The 21174-nt window shown below is 43.1% G+C and carries 26 protein-coding genes; 3 read left to right on the top strand and 23 right to left on the bottom strand.

The window, feature by feature from the left end:
- Positions 1-24: 24 nt before the first annotated feature.
- The 21 genes from ABWW58_RS03420 to ABWW58_RS03320 form a co-directional block, all read right to left on the bottom strand.
- On the bottom strand, positions 25-855 hold the full coding sequence (locus ABWW58_RS03420) for a TlyA family RNA methyltransferase (protein WP_353867834.1): 831 nt from the start codon (positions 853-855) through the stop codon (positions 25-27).
- Complete coding sequence (gene dxs, locus ABWW58_RS03415; protein WP_353867833.1) at positions 852-2768, bottom strand: 1-deoxy-D-xylulose-5-phosphate synthase; 1917 nt, start codon at positions 2766-2768, stop codon at positions 852-854. The genes ABWW58_RS03420 and dxs overlap by 4 nt, the downstream gene beginning before the upstream one ends.
- A gap of 5 nt (positions 2769-2773) precedes the next feature.
- The gene (locus ABWW58_RS03410) at positions 2774-3415 is read right to left on the bottom strand and encodes a hypothetical protein (protein ID WP_353867832.1); all 642 of its coding nucleotides are present in this window, start codon (positions 3413-3415) and stop codon (positions 2774-2776) included.
- 723 nt (positions 3416-4138) lie between these two features.
- Positions 4139-5023, bottom strand: a complete 885-nt coding sequence (locus ABWW58_RS03405; RefSeq protein ID WP_353867831.1) for a polyprenyl synthetase family protein — start codon at positions 5021-5023, stop codon at positions 4139-4141.
- Positions 5020-5274, bottom strand: a complete 255-nt coding sequence (gene xseB, locus ABWW58_RS03400; RefSeq protein ID WP_353867830.1) for an exodeoxyribonuclease VII small subunit — start codon at positions 5272-5274, stop codon at positions 5020-5022. The genes ABWW58_RS03405 and xseB overlap by 4 nt, the downstream gene beginning before the upstream one ends.
- On the bottom strand, positions 5255-6622 hold the full coding sequence (gene xseA / locus ABWW58_RS03395) for an exodeoxyribonuclease VII large subunit (RefSeq protein WP_353867829.1): 1368 nt from the start codon (positions 6620-6622) through the stop codon (positions 5255-5257). Before xseA ends, xseB begins: the two co-directional genes overlap by 20 nt.
- On the bottom strand, positions 6622-7485 hold the full coding sequence (folD, locus tag ABWW58_RS03390; RefSeq protein WP_353867828.1) for a bifunctional methylenetetrahydrofolate dehydrogenase/methenyltetrahydrofolate cyclohydrolase FolD: 864 nt from the start codon (positions 7483-7485) through the stop codon (positions 6622-6624). Before folD ends, xseA begins: the two co-directional genes overlap by 1 nt.
- A gap of 14 nt (positions 7486-7499) precedes the next feature.
- On the bottom strand, positions 7500-7910 hold the full coding sequence (nusB, locus tag ABWW58_RS03385) for a transcription antitermination factor NusB (protein ID WP_353867827.1): 411 nt from the start codon (positions 7908-7910) through the stop codon (positions 7500-7502).
- A 130-nt stretch (positions 7911-8040) separates the two neighbouring features.
- Positions 8041-8448, bottom strand: a complete 408-nt coding sequence (locus ABWW58_RS03380; RefSeq protein ID WP_353867826.1) for an Asp23/Gls24 family envelope stress response protein — start codon at positions 8446-8448, stop codon at positions 8041-8043.
- Between the two features lie 19 nt (positions 8449-8467).
- Positions 8468-9820, bottom strand: a complete 1353-nt coding sequence (accC, locus tag ABWW58_RS03375; RefSeq protein WP_353867825.1) for an acetyl-CoA carboxylase biotin carboxylase subunit — start codon at positions 9818-9820, stop codon at positions 8468-8470.
- A gap of 14 nt (positions 9821-9834) precedes the next feature.
- On the bottom strand, positions 9835-10323 hold the full coding sequence (gene accB, locus ABWW58_RS03370) for an acetyl-CoA carboxylase biotin carboxyl carrier protein (protein ID WP_353867824.1): 489 nt from the start codon (positions 10321-10323) through the stop codon (positions 9835-9837).
- A gap of 264 nt (positions 10324-10587) precedes the next feature.
- Entirely contained in the window at positions 10588-11115 is a 528-nt protein-coding gene (locus ABWW58_RS03365; protein WP_353867823.1) for a SpoIIIAH-like family protein, read from the bottom strand.
- Between the two features lie 13 nt (positions 11116-11128).
- The gene (spoIIIAG, locus tag ABWW58_RS03360; RefSeq protein WP_353867822.1) at positions 11129-11791 is read right to left on the bottom strand and encodes a stage III sporulation protein AG; all 663 of its coding nucleotides are present in this window, start codon (positions 11789-11791) and stop codon (positions 11129-11131) included.
- Positions 11788-12429 (bottom strand): stage III sporulation protein AF, encoded by a 642-nt coding sequence (gene spoIIIAF, locus ABWW58_RS03355; RefSeq protein WP_353867821.1) that lies wholly within the window; start codon positions 12427-12429, stop codon positions 11788-11790. Before spoIIIAF ends, spoIIIAG begins: the two co-directional genes overlap by 4 nt.
- Positions 12430-12440: 11 nt before the next feature.
- On the bottom strand, positions 12441-13640 hold the full coding sequence (spoIIIAE, locus tag ABWW58_RS03350; protein ID WP_353867820.1) for a stage III sporulation protein AE: 1200 nt from the start codon (positions 13638-13640) through the stop codon (positions 12441-12443).
- A 1-nt stretch (position 13641) separates the two neighbouring features.
- Entirely contained in the window at positions 13642-14043 is a 402-nt protein-coding gene (gene spoIIIAD, locus ABWW58_RS03345; protein ID WP_093674482.1) for a stage III sporulation protein AD, read from the bottom strand.
- A gap of 14 nt (positions 14044-14057) precedes the next feature.
- Complete coding sequence (spoIIIAC, locus tag ABWW58_RS03340) at positions 14058-14261, bottom strand: stage III sporulation protein AC (RefSeq protein WP_023511026.1); 204 nt, start codon at positions 14259-14261, stop codon at positions 14058-14060.
- Between the two features lie 151 nt (positions 14262-14412).
- A complete protein-coding gene (gene spoIIIAB / locus ABWW58_RS03335; RefSeq protein ID WP_353867819.1) occupies positions 14413-14928 on the bottom strand; it encodes a stage III sporulation protein SpoIIIAB in 516 nt (171 codons plus the stop codon).
- Positions 14925-15878 carry a stage III sporulation protein AA gene (gene spoIIIAA, locus ABWW58_RS03330; protein ID WP_353867818.1) on the bottom strand — a complete coding sequence of 318 codons (954 nt, stop codon included), beginning with the start codon at positions 15876-15878 and terminating at the stop codon, positions 14925-14927. Before spoIIIAA ends, spoIIIAB begins: the two co-directional genes overlap by 4 nt.
- Before the next feature lie 232 nt (positions 15879-16110).
- Positions 16111-16668, bottom strand: coding sequence for an elongation factor P (gene efp / locus ABWW58_RS03325; RefSeq protein ID WP_093674480.1), 558 nt, complete (start codon positions 16666-16668; stop codon positions 16111-16113).
- A gap of 227 nt (positions 16669-16895) precedes the next feature.
- Entirely contained in the window at positions 16896-17402 is a 507-nt protein-coding gene (locus tag ABWW58_RS03320; protein ID WP_353867817.1) for a YqhR family membrane protein, read from the bottom strand.
- 227 nt (positions 17403-17629) lie between these two features.
- Between ABWW58_RS03320 and ABWW58_RS03315 the strand changes: the two genes are divergently transcribed.
- Positions 17630-18580: a DUF1385 domain-containing protein gene (locus ABWW58_RS03315; protein WP_353867816.1), complete on the top strand. Its 951-nt coding sequence runs from the start codon at positions 17630-17632 to the stop codon at positions 18578-18580.
- Positions 18581-18600: 20 nt separating this feature from the next.
- Positions 18601-19008, top strand: coding sequence for an SA1362 family protein (locus ABWW58_RS03310; protein WP_353867815.1), 408 nt, complete (start codon positions 18601-18603; stop codon positions 19006-19008).
- A 194-nt stretch (positions 19009-19202) separates the two neighbouring features.
- On the opposite strand, the gene ABWW58_RS03305 is transcribed toward ABWW58_RS03310, so the two are convergent.
- Positions 19203-20090: a patatin-like phospholipase family protein gene (locus tag ABWW58_RS03305; protein ID WP_353867814.1), complete on the bottom strand. Its 888-nt coding sequence runs from the start codon at positions 20088-20090 to the stop codon at positions 19203-19205.
- An 85-nt stretch (positions 20091-20175) separates the two neighbouring features.
- Positions 20176-20601: a transcriptional regulator MntR gene (gene mntR, locus ABWW58_RS03300; protein WP_353867813.1), complete on the bottom strand. Its 426-nt coding sequence runs from the start codon at positions 20599-20601 to the stop codon at positions 20176-20178.
- 192 nt (positions 20602-20793) lie between these two features.
- Here mntR and ABWW58_RS03295 point away from each other — a divergent pair, with 192 nt between their 5' ends.
- Positions 20794-21171 (top strand): rhodanese-like domain-containing protein, encoded by a 378-nt coding sequence (locus ABWW58_RS03295; protein ID WP_353867812.1) that lies wholly within the window; start codon positions 20794-20796, stop codon positions 21169-21171.
- The last annotated feature ends 3 nt before the right edge of the window (positions 21172-21174 follow it).

Genomic DNA, 21174 nt, shown 5'->3' with positions numbered 1-21174 from the left:
GCACAAACCTGTTCATTCTCAGGTTTATGTCCTATTTTTTTTGTGATCGAAATTCTGATGTGCCTGACGAACGACTTCTTCCGGTGTAATCTGCAATAAATCCGATGCGTTCCCCTTTTCTGATCGAAAATGCGCGAGAAATTCAATATTGCCGTCACCGCCAGTAATCGGTGAATAGTTCAGATCAAGCAGCGTATATCCACATGTTCGTGCAAAATCAAGGATATTTTTAACAACTGAGAGATGTACGTTCGGATCATGAATAATGCCCTTCTTCCCGACTTCATCCCGGCCCGCCTCAAATTGTGGTTTTATCAGTGCAACTACTTCACCCTCATGCTTTAAAATATCTATGAGTGGCGGAAGGATTTTCTTTAACGAGATAAATGATACATCAATCGATGCGAATTCAGGCAAACCTTCTTTAAAATTGTCCGGCGTACAATAACGAAAATTTGTTTTTTCCATAACAATGACACGCGGATCGCTGCGAAGCTTCCAGGCTAATTGATTATAACCGACATCGAGCGCATACACTTTTCTCGCGCCATTTTGGAGTGCGCAATCAGTGAAACCGCCCGTTGAGGCACCAATATCAAGCATCAGTACATTAGTCAGGTCAAGTTGAAACACCTTGAGTGCCTTTTCCAGCTTCAAACCTCCACGACCCACATAGGGGAGAATGGTACCTTTAATATTAAATTCCAGTGTGCTGTCGACCTTGCTTCCCGGTTTATCAACACGTTGATCGCCGTGATAGACCATTCCCGCCATCACTGCTCTTTGCGCTTTTTCTCGAGAATCAAACAATCCCTTCTGTACAAGAAGGACGTCAACCCGTTGTCTCTCTTTCATGAAGTAATAACCTTCCTGACAACGTTCTTTTGACCCTGCTGCTTCAACATCCGTTTAACATGAGTTTCAATCTGTTTCGATGTCAGTCCTAGTTCATTCAGCAATTCATTTACACCACCATGTTCAACAAAACAATCATCTATTCCCATTCGTTCAATCATTAAATCATGGATCCCATGATCATGGTAATATTCCAACACAGCAGAACCGAAGCCGCCCGCGAGCATTCCTTCTTCAACAGTCAGTATGGGCGTGCCAAGCTCACCGAGATCTGCAAGCATCTGATGGTCCATCGGCTTGATAAATCGCGCATTAACCACACGCAGGTGAATGCCGTCTGTTTCAAGCTGCTTCGCTGCAGCTAAGATGATTTGCAACATTGGTCCGAATGATAATACCGTCATGTCCGCGCCTTCACGCAGAACATCCCATGAGCCGATCTGAATCTCTTCAAGCCTTTCACTTATACCAACACCAATTCCATTTCCACGCGGGTATCGAACAGCGATTGGCCCTCGGTCATAGTGTGTCGCTGTGTATACCATGTTCCGCAGCTCATTTTCATCCTTACTCATCATGATGGTCAGATTAGGCAGGCTGCGCAAGAACCCGATGTCAAAAATACCCTGGTGCGTCTCGCCGTCAGCCCCGACAAGTCCCGCCCGATCAACCGCAATGACGACATTTAAATTCTGTCTGCATATGTCATGAACAATCTGATCATACGCGCGCTGCATAAATGTTGAGTATATTGACAAGATCGGTTTCATTTTTTGTGTCGCTAACCCAGCTGCAAACGTTGCCGCGTGCTGTTCTGCAATTCCCACGTCAAACAATCGGTCAGGGAATTCTTTAGCGAATCCCTCAAGTTTTGATCCGACAACCATCGCCGGTGAAATCACAACGATCCGCTTGTCATGCCGTGCTAATTCTTGCAGGGTATCATTAACGACTTGACTATAAGCAGGGGCTACAGCCACAGGTTTGATAAATGCGCCAGACTCGATCTTATAAGGACCAGTGCCATGCCAAGTACCAACTTCATCCATTTCTGCCGGTCTATAGCCCTTGCCTTTCTGCGTCAATACATGAATGATTACCGGTCCTTTTTTCTTTCGCGCATAATTAAGGTTGTCTATAAGTGCATTTAAGTTATGTCCGTCCACAGGACCAAGATACGTAATTCCCAACTCTTCAAAAAATACGCCGGACACAAGCAAATATTTCAGACGATCTTTCAAACGCTCAGCGACAGACGCCAACTTGCCTCCAAATGCAGGAATTTTCTTCATCAAATACTCTAAATCCTCTTTGGCTCTGTTATATTTATTAGCCGAACGGATCCGGTTAAGCATATTGTGAAGAGCGCCGACATTTGGTGCGATCGACATTTCATTATCATTTAATACAATAATCATATTTCTCTTTTGATGCCCGATATCATTCAGAGCTTCAAGAGCCATCCCGCCAGTCAGCGCTCCGTCACCGATAATCGCCACGACATCAAAATTTTCTTGTTTCAAATCACGGGCGACCGCCATCCCAAGAGCGGCGGACAGAGATGTTGAACTGTGCCCTGTTTCCCAGACGTCATGTTCACTCTCACTTCTTTTCGGGAAGCCGCATAGCCCTTTGTACTGCCTCAGTGTATCAAAACGATCGCCTCTGCCGGTCAAGATTTTGTGCACATAAGACTGATGCCCGACATCCCAAACAAGTTTATCTGTAGGGCTATGAAACACCTTATGCAGTGCTAAGGTCAATTCAACAACACCAAGATTCGGCGCAAGATGTCCACCTGTTTTTGATAATTTTTGAATTAAAAAAGCGCGGATGTCACCGGCCAGATCAACCATCTGATTAACGGACATTTTTTTAAGAAACTTAGGATTTTTGATTGTCGATACATCCATAATAATCACACATCCTTCTTTGCCGTTTTTCTCTTTTTGCTCTTTTTTTTCTTCGTATCGAGAATTCTGAGGATCGGAATATGAAGATGGTCTTCGGTAAAATACATGACATACCCGACTTTATAAATAATCTTCGTCGAATTCTTTATCGCGAAACTTTTTCCAAGAGCTTTTACAAAGACGGTTAATGCGGCAACAATACTGGTTACAAATACAGAAATAACATATTCCATAAAACCACTTTCATTGTAAGCGAGAATCAACATCATTTCCACTACAACGACCGATGAGGCAGTACCACTAATGATCGCGCTCGCATCACCAATGACATCGGTACAAAAGGTATTGACACGATCCGCATTCTTAGCAAGCCATACTGAGTACTTTGCCCCCTTCACACCTTTCGATGCAATCGCGTGAAAGGGCGCTTCGATCGCCGCAGTGGCAGCTACACCAATGATATCAAAAAACAGGGCGATTAGGATAATAACGAGAACAACCGCGATGCCGCTTACCACATTGGCGTTACTCAGAATAGCATTGGATACAATTGAAAAAATAGCCGCTAGCACAAACGTGATAACAGCTAACGGCAATGCCCACTTTAAAGATTTTTTTAATTCATTTTTCATGCGTATTCCGGTCAATCAATCCTGCAGATACCGGACATTTCACATCCTTAAACTATATCTATTTGTAAGGGTAACTAATTATGTAGTGAGGTCATTTGAAAAGTAAATATTGCGGCTTAGGTCCAGTAGGTTTTCCCGTCAAATTACCTGTTGTTGCCAAGCAGGCAGTTTCCTTTTAAAACTTGACCAATGCTGTCACCAGACATTGAACTAGAACACCACTCAGACCGCACTATAATCCTTTTCAAATGCTGCAGATATGCAGACAGTCTAGGAGATTTCCTCAAGCACTCTTGAAACTTTGCTCTAGCCTCTTTTGCAGAATTGATTTCAGGAAGGCGCCCCTTATCATACCGGCCAAGTAGTTCAAAGTTATGCGCCGACCATCCCCTCTTTCCCACTCAAGGCAGGCTACGCTGTTCGCTTTTCCTTAGTGAATAAGTACTTACGAAACAGGTTTTCCACATAGTCATTGCTAAAGCAAACAACGTACGTGTCTCCACGGGCGCAGGGTCTTCGCCCACATGCCGTTGCGGATCGCCCTACGCCCTTTACTCCCAGCACGAGCCCAAAGCTGGGCGCCTTAAGCCAGTACCAGGAACTTCATCGATGTGCCCTTTGACGGATTTTTAGCCCCGTCTTCAAGTAAAGTAGAGTGACTAGAATACCGCACCATCATTTTGATGCACTTAAGTTTATCACAAAAGCGACAAACCCTCAAATAAATTGTTTCACTTGTTAATGTGTCCGGTTCAGCAAATAACGTGCAATATCCCCAAGACGTTTATTTTCAAAACCCAGTTTCTTTAAACTATGCAGGGACTTCTCCACTTCTTGAGCTAGTTTTTCTCTTGCGCCTGTCAACCCCAGCAGGCTGACATAAGTATTCTTATGATTCGCAAGGTCGCTGCCGATAGGCTTTCCCAATGCTTTTTCATCGCCAGAGATATCAAGAATATCGTCACCAATTTGAAATGCAAGTCCAATGTGTTCCGAATAATGAACAAGTGCTTTTGTTTCTGACTCTGTTGCTTTAGCGATCAGCGCCGCTGCCTCAATGGGAAAACGAATCAGTTCGCCGGTTTTTCTCTTGTGAATCGAAATCAAATCTTCTAAATCAAGTCGCTTTGCTTCTGCTTCAAGATCATCCTGCTGTCCGCCCACCATTCCCTCAGGTCCGGCTGCTCGCGCAAGTAAGCTAATGAGCCGAATTCTCGTATCCGCATCAAGCGTATGGTCATCCGCAATGATTTGAAATGCGGCCGTAAGTAAGCCGTCACCGGCAAGAATTGCTGTACCTTCACCGAAAACACAATGATTTGTCGGCTTGCCGCGCCGCAAGTCATCATCATCCATTGCGGGAAGATCATCGTGAATTAATGAGTAGGTATGAATCATTTCCAATCCCAGTGCGGTTGTTAACCCAATTTCTTCTTTTTGATCAAATGCCTGCAATGTGGCGAATAATAGTATAGGACGAATTCTTTTTCCGCCAGCTTCTAATGAATAGAGCATTGCCTGTTCGAGTTTAGGTGTGACTGGCGCATTCTGAAAAAGTTTGGGGAGTATCGATTCAAACCATACTTTTTTTTCAGCCATATAATCCTTTAGCAATTCAGTCACTCTACGTCATCTCCCTGAACTGAAAAAGGCTTTGATTCTCCATTTGGTGACACGAGTTGATCCATTTTCTTTTCAACCGTTTCAAGCTTGTCATGGCAAATCTTCGAAAGTGCCATACCTTCTTGAAACAATCCGATCGCTTTTTCAAGAGGCACATCATTTTCTTCCAATTGCTTGACAATCTGCTCTAACTTGTCCATTGCCTCTTCGAATACCGGCGTTTTTCCTTTATCATTCATCGATTCCGACATGTTCATTCGCCTCCTCTATGCCCCACACTTGACAATCCAATTTTCCATCATGCATTTTAAGATTAAACATATCGCCGGGTGCTATGTCGCGCACCGATTTGATTAGCTGATCATCCGCGTCAAAGGCTAAGCCATAACCGCGGCCCATAATTTTAAGCGGACTTAAATTGTTCAGTTGTGCGATTAAGCGTTCAAAGTGCGCTTCCCGCTCTTTACGATATACTGAAAATGAACGAATTAATTGCTGCTCTCGATCGTTTAAAAGTCGCTTTGTTCTGTTTAAAAGCTGCATCGGTTTACTCTGCCCCAGCAATCGTTCGATCATAATCAGTCGTTCACGTTTACGCAGTAATTGTGCTTGAAGTGCGCTATTTAAGCGCTCAACGAGTCGATCACATTCCTGTTCCTTCTGAAGGATTAGCTGCTCAGGATAACGAAAAGCATAGGACTGCTGCAATTGATGCAGATGGTTCTTTTCTTCACGTATCCGGCTGTTCATCGCTTGGGCTAATCGAGCTGAGGATTGATCGATTCGTCTTTGCAAGTCAACACGGTCCGGCACTGCAAACTCTCCTGCCGCTGTTGGCGTTGGCGCTCGTTTGTCGGCAACAAAATCAGCAATTGTAAAATCAGTTTCATGACCGACTGCGGAAATGACGGGTATCTGTGATCGAAAAATCGCGTTAGCGACTATTTCTTCATTGAATGCCCATAGATCCTCAATTGATCCGCCGCCTCGACCGACAATCAGAACATCAATATGTGGATAACTGTTTGCCTGCTCAATTGCCTCCGCTATTGATGGAGCCGCTCCAGTACCCTGAACAAGAACAGGAAAGACGGTTATGCGGGCAACCGGAAATCGACGTTTGATCGTGGTAAATAAATCACGAATGGCCGCCCCCGTCGTTGATGTCACAATACCAATCTCATAAGGAACCCTCGGAATAGGTTTCTTGTATGAGGACTCAAACATACCCTTTTCCTCAAGTTTTTTCTTTAGCGCTTCATAGGCTTGATAGAGCCTGCCCAGTCCATCCTGCTCCATATCACGAATATAAATTTGATACTCACCATAGGGTTCATATAAAGCTACTGATCCTTGAACAAGAACTTTCATTCCGTCTTTTGGTTCAAAGGCCAACTGGCGAGCGTTGCCTGCAAACATCACGGCACGAATTCTCGAGTTCTTATCTTTTATTGTTAAATAAAGATGTCCTCGAGAATGTCGTTTGAAATTAGAAATTTCACCACGCAGCCATACAGATTGCAGATTTGCATCTGTCTCCATTAATTGTTTGATATATCGAGTAAGCTTAGTGACACTAATATATCGATCATTCTCCATTAATGAGCAGCCTCTTTGTTCTGCCGAAGTGCGGCAATTAATGTATTTTCAAGAAGCATGACACGTGTCATTGGACCGACGCCACCAGGAACAGGAGTAATATAGCCTGCTTTTTCTTTTAATTCATCAAACGCAACATCACCGACAAGCTTCCCTGCTTGATTACGATTCATCCCGACATCGATAACAATGGCACCAGGCTTAATGTCTTCAGCGCGGATCAGCGCTTCTTTTCCCGCAGCGGCTACCAGAATGTCGGCCTGCTTGGTATACTGAGCGAGCGGTCGGGTCTTTGAATGACAAATTGTTACCGTAGCATCAAGATTTAAAAACAAGAGTGCGGCCGGTTTACCCACAATATTACTTCGTCCGACAATGACCACATGTTTCCCAGCTACCGGCACATCAATCGCCTTGAGCATTTCGATAATACCAACCGGTGTACATGAAACAAAGCCTTCCTGTTTCGTGACAAGTCGTCCAACATTAATCGGATGAAAACCATCAACATCTTTTTCCGGGCTGATCGCCTGAATCACCTTTTGCTCGGATATTTGATTCGGCAGTGGCAACTGAACAAGCAGTCCATGAATTGCGTCATTGCCATTGAGCTGCGCAATCTTCTCCAACAAATGTTCTTCGGTTACTGTCTCTGGTAAACGGATCAGTTCAGAATAGAAGCCTACTTCTTTACAATCACGAATTTTCCCCTTGACATAGGACATTGATGCGGGATTCTCGCCAACGAGAATCACAGCGAGTCCGGGAACAACTCCACGCCGCCTCATTGCGTCAACGCGAACTTTCATCACCTGTTTTTTTCCTGCGGCAATTGCTTTGCCATCAATCAGTTTTGCACCCACCATTCAACCACCCTTTATTTTTTGTGATCTTCAGCTTCTATTTCCTTGGAAATACCGGATAAAACGCCATTAACAAACTTGCGTGTCTGTTCATCGCTATAAATTTTGCACAGTTCAACCGCTTCGTTTACCGACACTGTAACCGGTATATCATCCAAATAAAGGATCTCACAAACGGCAAGTCGTAAAATTGTTTTATCAATGTTTCCTACGCGATCTAATGACCAGTTTTGCAGATGTTTACTGATTAAACGATCAATTTCTTTTTCATGACCCAAAGTTTGATCCAGCAAATGGTTGACAAACGGATCGGTCGGATCGCCACTGTCATGCACAGCTTCAAGCGCTGTTACCCGATCTGTATTGCTTAGTGTCATTTGGAATAAGGCTTGTAGCGCCATTTTCCGTGCTTGTCTTCGATTCATTACGTACTCCCTCTCATATCCTGCCTTAATTAATCAGCCATGTCATGATGCCTTGAGCAATCTCATGGTTCTGATTTATCATGTTTGAAACACGGAAAGAAGCAAAGGGACATTCCTTGCCCTTTGCTTCTTAATTGATCTCAGAATTTGTTTTTTCTTTGTGATCAAAATGGATACCGACAATATGAATATTGATTTCATGAACATCAAGTGATGTCATACGCTTCAGTGTATGAACAATATTGTCTTGCACTTTCTCAGCCACTTCAGGTATGGAGACACCGTAGTTCATCGTCAATTGAACATCTATGTCAATGCCGTCTTCAGTCAAATCCACTTTGACACCTTTTCGGTAATTGCGTCCGCCCAGCTTCTCAACCATTCCCGAAGCAAAGGTTCCATGCATATCGCTAACTCCGACAACTTCAACGGCTGCAAGGCTTGCAATTACTTCGATCACTTCAGGAGAAATCTCTATTTTGCCCAAATCCACCTGTTGCTCTTCAACCTCAATTGTTCGATTTTCGTTTTCCGGCATGATGATCACACCTCCATAATTAGCTTTGCTCGTTTAACGGATACTTTTCCAAGAATTTTGTGTTGAATTTTCCACTTTCAAAAACCGGATGCTGCAACAAACGAAGATGAAATGGAATGGTTGTCTTAATTCCTTCAATTACATATTCACCTAGTGCGCGTTGCATCGTTGCGATCGCGTCTTCTCTTGTTTTCCCATAGGCTATAACCTTTGAGACCATAGAATCATAATATGGCGGTATGAAATAACCCTGATATGCTGCTGAATCCACACGTACACCCGGACCACCTGGGGCCAGATACGTTTCAACACGCCCACAAGACGGCATAAAGTTCTTTTCCGAGTCCTCGGCGTTGATGCGGCATTCAATAGCATGGCCATGTAACTGGATGTCTGCCTGAGTTACTGAAAGCGGCTCACCGGATGCGATACGTAATTGTTCTTTAACAAGATCAACTCCGGTAACCTCCTCTGTCACACCGTGTTCTACCTGAATTCTCGTATTCATTTCCATGAAATAGAAAGAACCATTGGGTTCATAAATGAATTCGATTGTACCGGCACCCCGGTAATTTACGGCGCGCGCAGCCCGCACAGCGGCCATTCCCATTTCCTGACGCTTTGCTTCGTCAAGTGCAGGTGATGGAGATTCTTCCAATAACTTTTGGAGACGCCTTTGTATCGTGCAATCACGTTCGCCAAGATGAATCACATGACCATGTTCATCGGCGAGCACCTGAATTTCCACGTGGCGAAAATTTTCGATGTACTTTTCAATGTACACTCCCGAATTTCCGAAAGACGTATCAGCCTCTTGCTGCGTAATCGTTATTCCGTGTCGTAATTCTTCTTCATTTCTTGCAACGCGGATGCCTTTGCCTCCACCGCCTGCAGTTGCCTTGATGAGCACGGGATAGCCGATATCATTTGCAATTTTCACACCATCCTCAACACGGTCAATGACACCGTTTGAACCAGGCACAACAGGAACATCAGCATTTTTCATCGTTTGCTTGGCAACATCTTTAATCCCCATTTTGCTTATCGCTTCAGATGTTGGTCCAATGAAAATGATCTTACATTCCTCACACATTTCGGCAAAATCAGCGTTCTCGGATAAGAACCCATAACCTGGATGGACGGCGTCGCAACCTGTAAGCGTTGCAACACTGATCATATTCGTATAGCTGAGGTAACTGTCTTTCGGCGCATTCGGTCCGATGCAATAGGCTTCGTCAGCTAGCTGAACATGCAGCGATTCCTTGTCTGCCTGAGAATATACCGCAACGGTTTCTATGTTCAATTCTTTACATGCGCGGATAATTCTAACCGCAATTTCTCCTCGATTCGCAACTAATACTTTTTTTATCATGAACAACGAACTCCTTAATCTTCCTTAACAAGAAATAGTGGCTGACCATATTCAACAAGCTGTCCGTCTTCCGCAAGAACATCAACAATTGTACCTTTGCATTCTGCCTCAATTTCATTGAAGAGCTTCATGGCTTCAACAATACAAACAACTGTTTTCTTGTCAACCTTAGAACCCTTTGATACGAATGCATTGGATTCAGGTGATGAAGATGAATAGAAAGTACCGACCATAGGAGCCGTAATTTTATGTAGTGACGGATCATCCCCACTATTCTCATCAAGATCGGCACTTCCTGTCGAGGGACTTGCTTGAACAGCGGGCTGAGCAATTGCCGCTTGGAGTCCGGCGACTTGCGGGGCAGTCTGAACCACCGTTTTATTAGCAAAGGCTTCCGCTTTTTTTAAAGTGATTTTTGCATCTTCCGCCTCAAATTTCAATTCACTGATTGAAGATGAATCCATCTCCTTTATCAATGCTTTAATGTCTTCAATACTTAACAAATCCAGCACTCCTTTATTCCGTTCGCTTTGATTTCAATTATAGCATATCAATTCTATAATGCCTGAAACTAATGATGAACTAAAGCGCATCCTTACGGAATTTTATTTGATCTTTTTAATTTTCCCCGAAGAGATGGGCAGTTAACTTACGAAGTGATTGTCCGAAATGTTCCTGTTCCGACACAAAAAAACTGTTGCGGGCAATCGCAACAGTTTCTATTCTACCTAATTTCGTTCAAAAAATCTTTAAAATATCATGTTTTTTTACTTTTGATTTAATGCATAGGTGACACTGACTACCCTGCCGGTCCCCAGATATTCATTAGCGAGCTGAATTAAGTGATTCGCTTGTTTATCTGTCAACTTATTTGAGTCGACATAAATTTGCACCTGATTTCCACTCGTTTTCACTACGCTGTCTTTGAACCCTTTTGAATCAATTACATCTTCAAGCATGGTCTCATTGTCAGCTAATGCTTTAAGCGAATCCATTTCGTTATAAGCCGCGTTTATTTCTTTTGCAGAACTGCTGTTAGAAGCAATGACATTTTCGTATTTTTTCTCCAATTGCGCACGCTCATCATTTTTACTTAATTCAATATCCGCCAGTTTTGTCGCGGCAGCGGTTGCGGTCACCGTTTTACCTGTTTTTACGTTGGTGGACGCAGGCTTTGCTTTGTCTGTGGCAGACTGGTCTCCTGTATGATTTCCTGGAGCTGATAGCGCGTACACCGACAATACAACAATTAAACTAAGCATTGTTAACAGCCAAACCGTTTGTTTCTTGATCATGATTACTGCCTCCTCATTCATTCTTCTCGAGTACTTTTACTTTGTACGTAGGGATGTCCAAAACAGTAGCAACGGCATCCATGATTTGAACCTTTGTCGTCGGCTGGTCTGCGCCTCTGGCGACGACAATCACGCCGCGGACCGTTGGCTGCTCCTTGCCAATAACAACGGGAACTTTACTGCCATTCTGGTCAATCATAACGACCTCAGTGTCCTCATTCCGCTCATTCACTTCACGTTTTCCGCCTTTTTGATCAGTTTCATTTGACTGGTTGTCTTGCGTTTTGGTGTTATTCTGATAAATCTTCTTTTCAGTCGATGCGAATGTTACCATGACCGACACATCGGATACTCCGCGAATTTGCTCCAATATATTTTTTAAATTCTGATTGACATAGGATTCATACTTCTCAATTGATGTCATAGAGCTCTGTGCCGCGCCGGACTTTATTTCCGAGAGGTCCTTCGAATCCTTATTACTGAACGCTTGTTGGACCGTTGGTTTTTGAGCGTCCTGACTTCCGGAAAAAAAATGGTTTGCCGCAAGAAGTACCATTCCGATCAATGCAAGTGTGACAAGTTTAGCCAGAGTTCCTTTCGTGCTTTTAATCGGTTTTCCTTCTTTATCGCGACTTCCGAAGAACATCCTGCCGATTCTTTCAATCCATCGTATCACGGGTTGATCTTCCCTCCCTCCATGTTAACTGTGATGAGGCTCTTACTGAGTTCCCATCGTTTGGCAAGGAAGGAGCGGACGCTTTTCATCTCATTGGACTCATGTACCGACTTTTTTTTCGATGAGTGATCTTCTATGTCGATCGATACACTTTTAACGGGTTGAATGGTCCGAATTCCGGATTCCTGACTGCGATGGTTGCGCTCTGTTTTTTCAACGACAACTGTAACTTTGCCCAATGACACTTCTTGTCCGCTAATTTTTGCCGCAGATACTGCCAAATCTGAGATCTGTAATCCGTAGTGTTCATTCAACTCCTCCTTTACCTCATTCTTCATGTGGACAGCCACTTGTTCTTGAATATATGCGGCTTGTGCTTTTTGTATTTCATTTTTTTGACGAGTTGTCTCTGTTTTTATTGGCGCATCGTGCTGCTCTAAATTGAGTCCTTGAATCAGGCTGCTCGGATCCACCTGAAACAGGCGAATGACCGGATCCATTAAAGCGACAATGAGAACAAGTCCGATCACGAATTTAATGTACTTTTGAAATGTTCCTGTCGGAACGAGCAACTCGAGAATGACGGCAAACAGAACGATTAAAATGATTTCAGATACCCAATGAACAAGATAACTCACGATTATGCCTCCTATCGCACCATTAACGAAAGATTTCCCGAAGCAATAATGATCGTGATCGCAAGAAAGAACATAAGTGATACTACGGCCAAAGCGGCGAATAAGTAAAAAATACTTTTAGCCATAATGACTAAGCAGTCAATCACGGGACCACTTCCGAGCGGCTGCAGTACAGCTGCGGCTAAATTATATATGAATGCAAGCGAAAGAATTTTGAGCAATGGAAAAATAGTAATGCAGAGTAATAATAATAAACCGGCAATACCAATTGTATTCTTCAGCAATACAGATGCGCCCATGACTGTGTCGGCTGCTTCCGTAAACATTCGTCCGACAACAGGAATGAAATTACCAGTAAAAAATTTAGCTGACTTTACCATCAAACCATCGGATATGGATGTCGCCGCCCCTTGAACAGAGATGACGCCAAGAAACACCGCGAAAAATCCTGCTAATGTGAATAGTGCGATATTTTTCATCAAATCACTTAATTTAGTGAGCTTATAATGATCCGAAAGCGTACTGACGATTGCAAGAAGCGCGGACATCAGCAGTAGCGGCAAAACAAAAGATGAGATCAGCCATCCGGATGCGTTGACAAGAAAGATCACTAAAGGGTGAAAAAAGGCTACTGAGGCTAATCCACCTGTTGCCGCTGTAAGTGCAAAAATGAGTGGAATGAGTGCGACAAGAAAGTTGCTCATCGCCCCTACAGTGTCGTTCGTGTAATCAATGGCAAGTCTGAAACTATTAAGAAGCAAAATTATCAATACAAGGGTAACAACAATATACGCGACCTTGGAAACAGCTTTATTCTCAAATGCCGACTGTATCGTTTGAAGCAGCGTTGAAAATACGGTAAGCAAGATTAACGTTCCGAGCAGCTTGCTGCTGACCACAAGCTCATGAAAAAAATAGTGGACAATACCATCAATGAGCTGTTTAAAGAAACCCTGTTTATTTGACTGCACAAAATTCTTAAAACTAGACTCTGTTTCAGGCAGAAACCCATGATAGTCAGTGACAACTTTATCCCAATAGTCTTCAATTTGATCTGTATCAATTTTATCTAGTTGCTGATCAGACCATTCATTAATCGTGCTGTCTGGTTGAGCGGCCAATGCCGGCTTGTCCAAGCAGAGCATGAGCAAAGCAGCAAAGAAAGCGATAAATAGTACACGAATGCAAACCGACACCCTATTTTTTCCCATTTTAGCCTCCTCCCATTTGCGGCATTAGGTTCATGACAGTTTCGACAATCGCTGTCAGTATCGGAATTGCCATAACAAGAATAATCAGCTTTCCAGCCAATTCAATTTTCCCCGCTATAGAACCTTGTCCCGCGTCTTTAGCAATCTGCGCGCCAAACTCCGAAATATATGCGATGCCGATAATCTTAAGAATTGTCGCTACATAGACATTGTTCAGATGCGCATTCTGCGCCATGCTTTTCAGCATATCCATGACCAGTCGGATCTGATCAACCATCATGAGTAAAATGAATACTCCGGCAACAAGTGAAACAACGAGTGCGAAAACTGGGTTTTTCTCTTTTAAGACGAGTGCAAGAAAGGTGACGGCAAGTCCCAAACCGACGATCTGAAGAATATCCATTGGTCAATGCCTCACTACATATAAAGAAATACTTGACGTATTTTCTCAAAGAGATCATCTATAAGCGTTGCAGCCATGTAAAGGATTACGATAAATCCGATTAAGGTAACCCATTGTGCCCAATCATCTTTACCCATCTGTTTAAGAACCGTTTGAATCATGGCAACAATAATGCCGATGCCTGCAATTTGAAAGATAGTATTTACATCCAGTGACATTGGGACTGCCTCCTCTCCCTTGCAACAAATTAGAAAACCTGTCTTTGCCAAGCCTCTGGCAAAGGCTAAGCCTTAGTTGCACTAACACTCATTTCCTTGACTATTTTATTATTTCTACTTTCTTACCAGTGTGAATAAAACCATTTCTAGGCTATATGAACAGAAGAACCACAAGTACGCCGGTCAAGAAACCAAGACTCCGCATCATTTTCTCGTTTGCCTTCTGTGATTGCCTGGCATCAGACTCCTCACGCTCAAGATGAGCTAAAGCGAGTTGAATGTGTTTCTTTTGATTCTCCGCATCCTCTGTGCCGAGCGTTGAACCGAACTGAAGCATAATTTCTTTCTCCGGCTGCTTCATTGACGTCCTCGGCCAAAATTGCTCCACTGAATTTGACCAAGCTTCTTGCAAAGGCAGCCCTTCACTGCATAACTGTTCTTTGAGCAATCGAAAGAAATGTGAAAGCGGCATGGGAATTTGACGGGAGAGATCCTCTGCCATCTGATCGACAGGCACTCTGCCATAAACAATTTCAGCTTCAATGGATTGAAGCGCTGAACGCCATTGACGAATTTCTCTTGGACGATCCCGATATTGTCTGGCAAGCAGCAATCCTCCAGCTGTCGAAGCAAATAAGATAAATAGTGATCCTATCAGTTTTATCACTGCCAGATCCCCTCGGTCGAAGACATTTTTCTTCCCATTTGATCAAGGATAGTTAATCGGCATCCTGCTTTATTTGCGAAATTCCGACGAGAAAGCACGACGTACCGATCGAAAAGCTGCGCTTCGATTAGCGGACGAATGGACGGTCGTTGGGACAGTTGTTCAAAAGTAAATCCGTGAGCTGTTGCCATCACTGTCACACCGGCATTCAGCGCTTCAAATAATGCAGCTGTATCTTCAGTCCCGCCAATTTCATCAACAATAAGCACTTCAGGACTCATGGAGCGAATCATCATCATCATGCCTTCGGCTTTTGGACAGGCATCCATAACATCCGTTCGGGCACCAAGCCGATTCTGCGGAACACCGTCGACGCAACCGGCAATTTCCGATCGTTCATCAACAATTGCTGTCTTGCGCGAAGCAATATAGCGTTTAGGAATGCCTTCACTGACAAGACGCGCTAAATCTCTAAGCATTGTCGTTTTTCCAGTCTGCGGGGCACCGATCAGTAATGTGTTGAACCACCGTTGGCGATTATAGAGATAGGGCACAAGGGGAAGTGCTGCACCGATTTTCTGTTTCGCCAATCGAATATTAAAAAAGGTTACATCACGTAACCGAAGTACGTGGCCATGCTCAGTAATGACACGTCCGGCAAGTCCAATCCGATGTCCACCTTTAATTGTCACATAGCCCCGTTTTAGTTCTTCTTCAAGTGTATAAAGTGAATATTTGCCGATTTTCTGAAGCATCTGTGCTGCCTGTTCCCTTCGAAAAACTGGCATTTCCACGTTATCTGGGGGCATCCACTGCTCTCCGGAAACGATTAATTCCAGTGGACGATCAGTTCGGCAGCGAATCTCCTCAAGCATGTTTCTCTCCTCTACAGGCATCCGGATAATCATTTGTTGAAAGGATTCAGGGAGATAAGGCAAAATTTGATTCAAAGCATTCACCTCGAAAAGACGTATTGCTGAAATGTTTTTAGTTCTTCTCAAAATATATGCCGGCTTGTACACAATATGCTTGCCTTATTGCGAATTGGTGTTTATACAGCTCAAGCCATGAACGCCCCTCGTCCTTTCGAAACTATTATGATAAAAATTTTAGGAACAGCAAAAAGCAGCTTCCGAAGAAGCTGCTTTTATCAATACGCGTTCTATTAAGGTGAATTGATGCTTAAGCTCGGGAAACGTAAAGGCCTGAGCGCGTGTCAATAACCAATTTGTCCCCTTCATTGACGAAGAACGGAACGCTGACGACATAACCGGTCTCGAGTGTTGCAGGCTTCGATCCACCGGAAGCGGTATCGCCTTTGATACCAGGTTCAGTCTCGCTGACTTCAAGAACAACTGTATTAGGCAGCGCAACGCCAAGCGTTTCGCCTTGGTACGATTGGATGTTGCATTCCATGTTTTCTTTAAGAAAATTCAATTGTTGCGTAATCTGACTTGCGTCCAAATCAAGCTGTTCATAACTTTCCATATCCATGAACGTATATGCAGAACCGCTAGAATAGAGAAATTGCATCTTACGATTTTCAATACGCGCCGGGTTTACTTTTTCACCGCCACGGAACGTTTTTTCTTGGATCGCTCCGGTGCGCAAATTTCTTAATTTCGAACGCACAAACGCTGCGCCTTTTCCCGGCTTTACGTGCTGGAATTCGATAACGGACAGGATATCTCCGTCAACCTCAATTGTCAGACCTGTTTTAAAATCATTTACAGAAATCATAAGGCTTCCTCCCTTAAAATACAACCATGCAGCAACGAGGAAAAAATCCCCGTCATAATAAAATGTAAAACGATGTCTGAAAACGTTCATCACATACCCATGAAAAAAGCATTATTCCCATGGTTTGGAAAATAAATGCGTCGAAAAAGGCTCAAACAAGGGTATTTTCCGCTCGCACACAAAGAACGGTGCGCAGACAAATTCACTCTAGCAATTTTACCACAGCATTACTGATTTGAATAGTTGTTCACTCCTGAATTTTCCTCAAAATCAAAAGAAATGGAGTACCCAATAAACAAACCATAAAGCGCATAAAGGCACAGAGTTGTCGTCAGCGTATTCCATCCAACCTCTGTTATTTTTGGCAATCCGTTGAGGAGCGGTTGAAACAGAAAGAATACGCCCCCCCATAGGACAAGACCAAAACCAATTGAGAACCAAATCGATTTTATTTTACTAAAAGCGAAAAGGTAAGCTGCAGCAATAAAAATAGAAAGGACACCAATTGCCGCGATCGCTATTAATTGGCCACTGATCTTATTTCTCCATGACCAAAAGGTGAGCGGCGCGAACAGCAATGACGGTCCTACTTTACTAAAGTTTAATAAATAGCAGACAAGCCCTGCTGCCGACCAAATTAATCCGCCAAAGAGTCCGGTTACCGCAGTACGACCCAATGATTTCGCAAATTGATGTTTTTGTTTTGTGGTTGCCTTTTTTTTACGTCTCGCCATGTTCAATCCCTCTTTTACGGTAAATCATGTAGTACAGTATGCCCATCTCCATAAAAACAATTTAAAAAATTGGAAACAAAGCTCTCCCCACCGACTCAAATAGGCGTGCCGTTAGAAAACTATGAATAGATAATCAACACAATCTAGAGGTTTTAAGTGAATTCGGGTAGAATAAGAATAAGTATTAGAGATACAAAATTATTTATGAGAATCGGGTTGATTGGGTAATGGATAAAATACTTCCTATATATGGTGGTCAGGCGGTCATTGAGGGTGTGATGATGGGCGGTAAGTACACAACGGTTACGGCCGTTCGCCGGAAAGATCAATCCGTCACTTACTTTGAAGCACCAAAAAAAGAATTTCGTTCTCTGAAATTTTTCCGGAAAATCCCGGTTATACGCGGAATCGTCGCCATTATTGAATCGAGTGCAATCGGAACAAAGCATCTGAATTATTCTTCAGAAGTCTTTGAAGAAGAACCGGAAGCAGAAGTTACAAAAAAGGAAGAAACGAAAAAAAGTTTTCATTTGGAGACGGTTATCGGTCTCACCGCACTTGGAATTATTTCGTTTTTATTTGCTAAGTTTATTTTCACCTTAGTTCCGGCATTTGTCGCTAGCTTATTTGAACCGATCATTTCAGGTGATGTGGCTCAAGTGCTGCTCGAGGGTTTTTTCAAAATTATGCTGCTTGTTGGCTACGTTTATTTTGTATCACTTACGCCAATCATGAAAAGGCTGTTTCAATATCACGGTGCTGAGCATAAAGTAATTAATACATTTGAAAGTGGCGTCGCATTAACGGTTGCCAATGTACGAAAGCATTCCAGGCTTCATTATCGTTGCGGATCAAGTTTCATTTTGTTTACCGCGATCATTAGTATTTTTCTTTATTTCTTTGTGCCAACCGAACCACTATTACTCAGACTCGTGTACCGAATCGCCTTGATCCCTCTTGATCTGGGGCTCGCCTATGAAATACTTAAACTAACGAATAAGGTACGCCACATTCCAGTGCTGAAATGGCTTGGATATCCGGGACTTTGGGTCCAATTGTTAACGACAAAGGAGCCTGATGACAATCAAATTGAAATCGGCATCCGCGCTTTTGAAGAAATGAGACGAAGAGATTCAGCCATTGAAAAGGAACAAGTACTTGTACAGCAAGTGCTTTAATTAAACGGGGGTGAGTGTCCGTGAGAACATTTTTCTATTCCTTAACCTTCTTGTTGATTGGAGGACTCGGACTGTTCGGCCTGCTCTCCATGCTTTTGCCTAGTCAGAATTCCGTTTTGTTTACGCAACTGATCATCATCGCACTCATTATCGTTATTGGGTTATTCTTTTTTAGACGTCTTGGCGAGTGGACAGGAAATGGTGATCAAGCACGATACAAAAAAGCGGCGCGCCAGTCACGTAAAAAAAGAAAACCGGTTGCTCTTAGCCGAAGAACGCGTGGTCTTCACTCGACCTCAAAACTTAAAGTCATTAAAAGCGGAACATATTCACTAAATAATTTAACCCATCAGACATCAAAAAGTCATGGACACCTGACCGTCATTGAAGGCAGGAAAAGCAAGAAAAAGAAACGGCTACTTTTCTAAATAAATCGAGTAGGAGGAAACCTTCGATTTCCGGCCCCTCACACGACCGGATGGATACGTATCCATCCGGTCGTAACTTGATTGATCTTTTTAATGATCTCCCGAATGTAGCGGACTTTCACCGCCGAGTCGTCACCCATGCCGGGCGCACCTAAAAGAAAGAGTGATCCAAATTGGATCACTCTTTCTTTTAGTCAATATGACCACTGATCGAGGAATTTTTTTGCACTGTCGGCGCCAATTTGAAATAATCGATTCCTTTCTTTACTCGATATTTGGAACTCTTTCGTAGTTACTTTATCTACCGGAAGAAAAATAATATTAGATCCCTTGAGTTTCTCAATTACACGCTCATCATGAGCTTCACGCATTGCTTTAAATAATCCTCGAAATAATTCTGCCGCGTTCTTTATTTTCGTTGCTTCTTTAAATTCTGAATCTTTATCCACGATTTGCAACCCGAGAAATGGACGCGCAGGAAGTTCATCTTCTTTGTTATATATCCAGAGTGGAAAGTTACTTAGTATCCCGCCATCAACCATTAAAGACTTTACGCCATTTGCGTCATAAAGAGGCACAGGTTCGAAAAAGAAAGGCAAGCAGCAGCTCATTCGCACGGCCCGGGCAACTGAAAAATGAGAAGAATCTATTCCATAGTCTTGCAAATCATCAGGAATGACCACAAGTCTTGCCTTAGTAACATCCGAAACGACAATTTTCAGGCGGTCTTTCGGAAGATCAGAGAAATCTTCAATGCCCTTCGCCTTGAGTAAATTCGCAATCCATTTCTCTAGAGAATCTCCGCGAAATAGTCCCATCTTGAAATAAAGGCGCAGCCACTTAACTAATGGGAAGCGTATTCGCATTGAAGGCTCAAGCAGTTTATTTGTGTCCATATCGCCTATAATGCTCTCTAATTCCTTTGCCGTGTACCCGGCTGCTATTAGTGCGGCAACGATCGATCCGGCACTGGTTCCCGCTGTACGCTTAAATGTGTAGCCTGATCTCTCAAGCACTTGTAATGCACCGGCAAAAGCAAACCCCTTGACGCCTCCTCCGGAAAAAACAATATCAATCAACACACCAGCTTCCCCCCTTACTTACCATTAAATGAGTATAGAAGCAAAATGAGACCTGAAGATTTTTATCTCTTCAGATCTCACGTGTTCATTCTTCTTCAGTGCGTTCTTTTATCTCAAATAATTGGCTCACGCGTTTGGGATCCTCTTCAAAGTACTGGACCACATCACCGATACGGTCAATTGAATCCCAACTGAGGTGATGCTCGATCCCCTCCACGTCTTTATAGACATTCTCTTCATGAACACCAATCAATTTTAGAAAGTCTTCAAGCAGTTCATGTCTATAAACTAATCGCTTCCCCATTTTTTTACCTTTTGGCGTTAAAATGAAGCCGCGATATTTTTCATAAATCAGATACTGATCCTTGTCTAGTTTCTGTACCATCTTAGTCACTGAGGACGAATGCACATCCAATGCTTCAGCAATATCCGAAACTCTTGCATAGCCCTTATCTTGAATTAACCAATAAATTCGCTCAATGTAGTCTTCCATACTCGGAGTAGGCGACATCGTGTCTCCCCCTAACAACTTCCGTTTTCACTCCCTCATGTTACTATAACAGCGCTTAAAAAACAAGGAATTACCGTAAACAAACGAGGCTCACCATTGCGCTACAAATTAAATATGGCTGTATCACACCTTTCATAAAATGGTACAAATCGTTATAATAAAACTTGAAATGAATTAGGAGGACGACTAGTCATGGGCTGGATTATATTACTCGCAATGATCGCCGCATATTTAGGCTATTTCTTTATCGCCAGATATTTACAGCGACGCTATCTTACCACATTGTCGGAAGTCGATTTTCGAGCAGGCTATCGTAAAGCTCAGTTAATTGACGTACGAGAACCTAATGAATTTAAGAACGGCCATATTCTCGGCGCAAGAAATATACCGTTAACCCAATTGAAAATGCGCCACACGGAAGTGCGACATGATATGCCGATCTATCTTTATGATTCTAATGGCACAAGAAGCGCCCGTGCAGCAGCCGTTCTAAAGAGAATGAACTACACAAATCTATTTGAGCTAGACGGCGGATTTAAAAAATGGAATGGTCGCATCAAGCAGGGTTAATTC

This window comes from Sporolactobacillus caesalpiniae (assembly GCF_040513385.1).
Taxonomy (GTDB): Bacteria; Bacillota; Bacilli; order Bacillales; family Sporolactobacillaceae; genus Sporolactobacillus.
Note: the sequence above shows the minus strand (reverse complement) of the source record. Positions and strands in the feature narration are given on the sequence as shown.

Excerpts from the sequence above, each read along its gene's own strand:
- ABWW58_RS03420 (WP_353867834.1), bottom strand. The coding sequence starts at position 855 with ATGAAAGAGAGACAACGGGTTGACGTCCTTCTTGTACAGAAGGGATTG.
- dxs (WP_353867833.1), bottom strand. The coding sequence starts at position 2,768 with ATGGATGTATCGACAATCAAAAATCCTAAGTTTCTTAAAAAAATGTCC.
- xseB (WP_353867830.1), bottom strand. The coding sequence starts at position 5,274 with ATGTCGGAATCGATGAATGATAAAGGAAAAACGCCGGTATTCGAAGAG.
- xseA (WP_353867829.1), bottom strand. The coding sequence starts at position 6,622 with ATGGAGAATGATCGATATATTAGTGTCACTAAGCTTACTCGATATATC.
- nusB (WP_353867827.1), bottom strand. The coding sequence starts at position 7,910 with ATGAATCGAAGACAAGCACGGAAAATGGCGCTACAAGCCTTATTCCAA.
- ABWW58_RS03380 (WP_353867826.1), bottom strand. The coding sequence starts at position 8,448 with ATGCCGGAAAACGAAAATCGAACAATTGAGGTTGAAGAGCAACAGGTG.
- accC (WP_353867825.1), bottom strand. The coding sequence starts at position 9,820 with ATGATAAAAAAAGTATTAGTTGCGAATCGAGGAGAAATTGCGGTTAGA.
- ABWW58_RS03365 (WP_353867823.1), bottom strand. The coding sequence starts at position 11,115 with ATGATCAAGAAACAAACGGTTTGGCTGTTAACAATGCTTAGTTTAATT.
- spoIIIAE (WP_353867820.1), bottom strand. The coding sequence starts at position 13,640 with ATGGGAAAAAATAGGGTGTCGGTTTGCATTCGTGTACTATTTATCGCT.
- spoIIIAD (WP_093674482.1), bottom strand. The coding sequence starts at position 14,043 with ATGGATATTCTTCAGATCGTCGGTTTGGGACTTGCCGTCACCTTTCTT.
- spoIIIAC (WP_023511026.1), bottom strand. The coding sequence starts at position 14,261 with ATGTCACTGGATGTAAATACTATCTTTCAAATTGCAGGCATCGGCATT.
- efp (WP_093674480.1), bottom strand. The coding sequence starts at position 16,668 with ATGATTTCTGTAAATGATTTTAAAACAGGTCTGACAATTGAGGTTGAC.
- ABWW58_RS03320 (WP_353867817.1), bottom strand. The coding sequence starts at position 17,402 with ATGGCGAGACGTAAAAAAAAGGCAACCACAAAACAAAAACATCAATTT.
- ABWW58_RS03315 (WP_353867816.1), top strand. The coding sequence starts at position 17,630 with ATGGATAAAATACTTCCTATATATGGTGGTCAGGCGGTCATTGAGGGT.
- mntR (WP_353867813.1), bottom strand. The coding sequence starts at position 20,601 with ATGTCGCCTACTCCGAGTATGGAAGACTACATTGAGCGAATTTATTGG.
- ABWW58_RS03295 (WP_353867812.1), top strand. The coding sequence starts at position 20,794 with ATGGGCTGGATTATATTACTCGCAATGATCGCCGCATATTTAGGCTAT.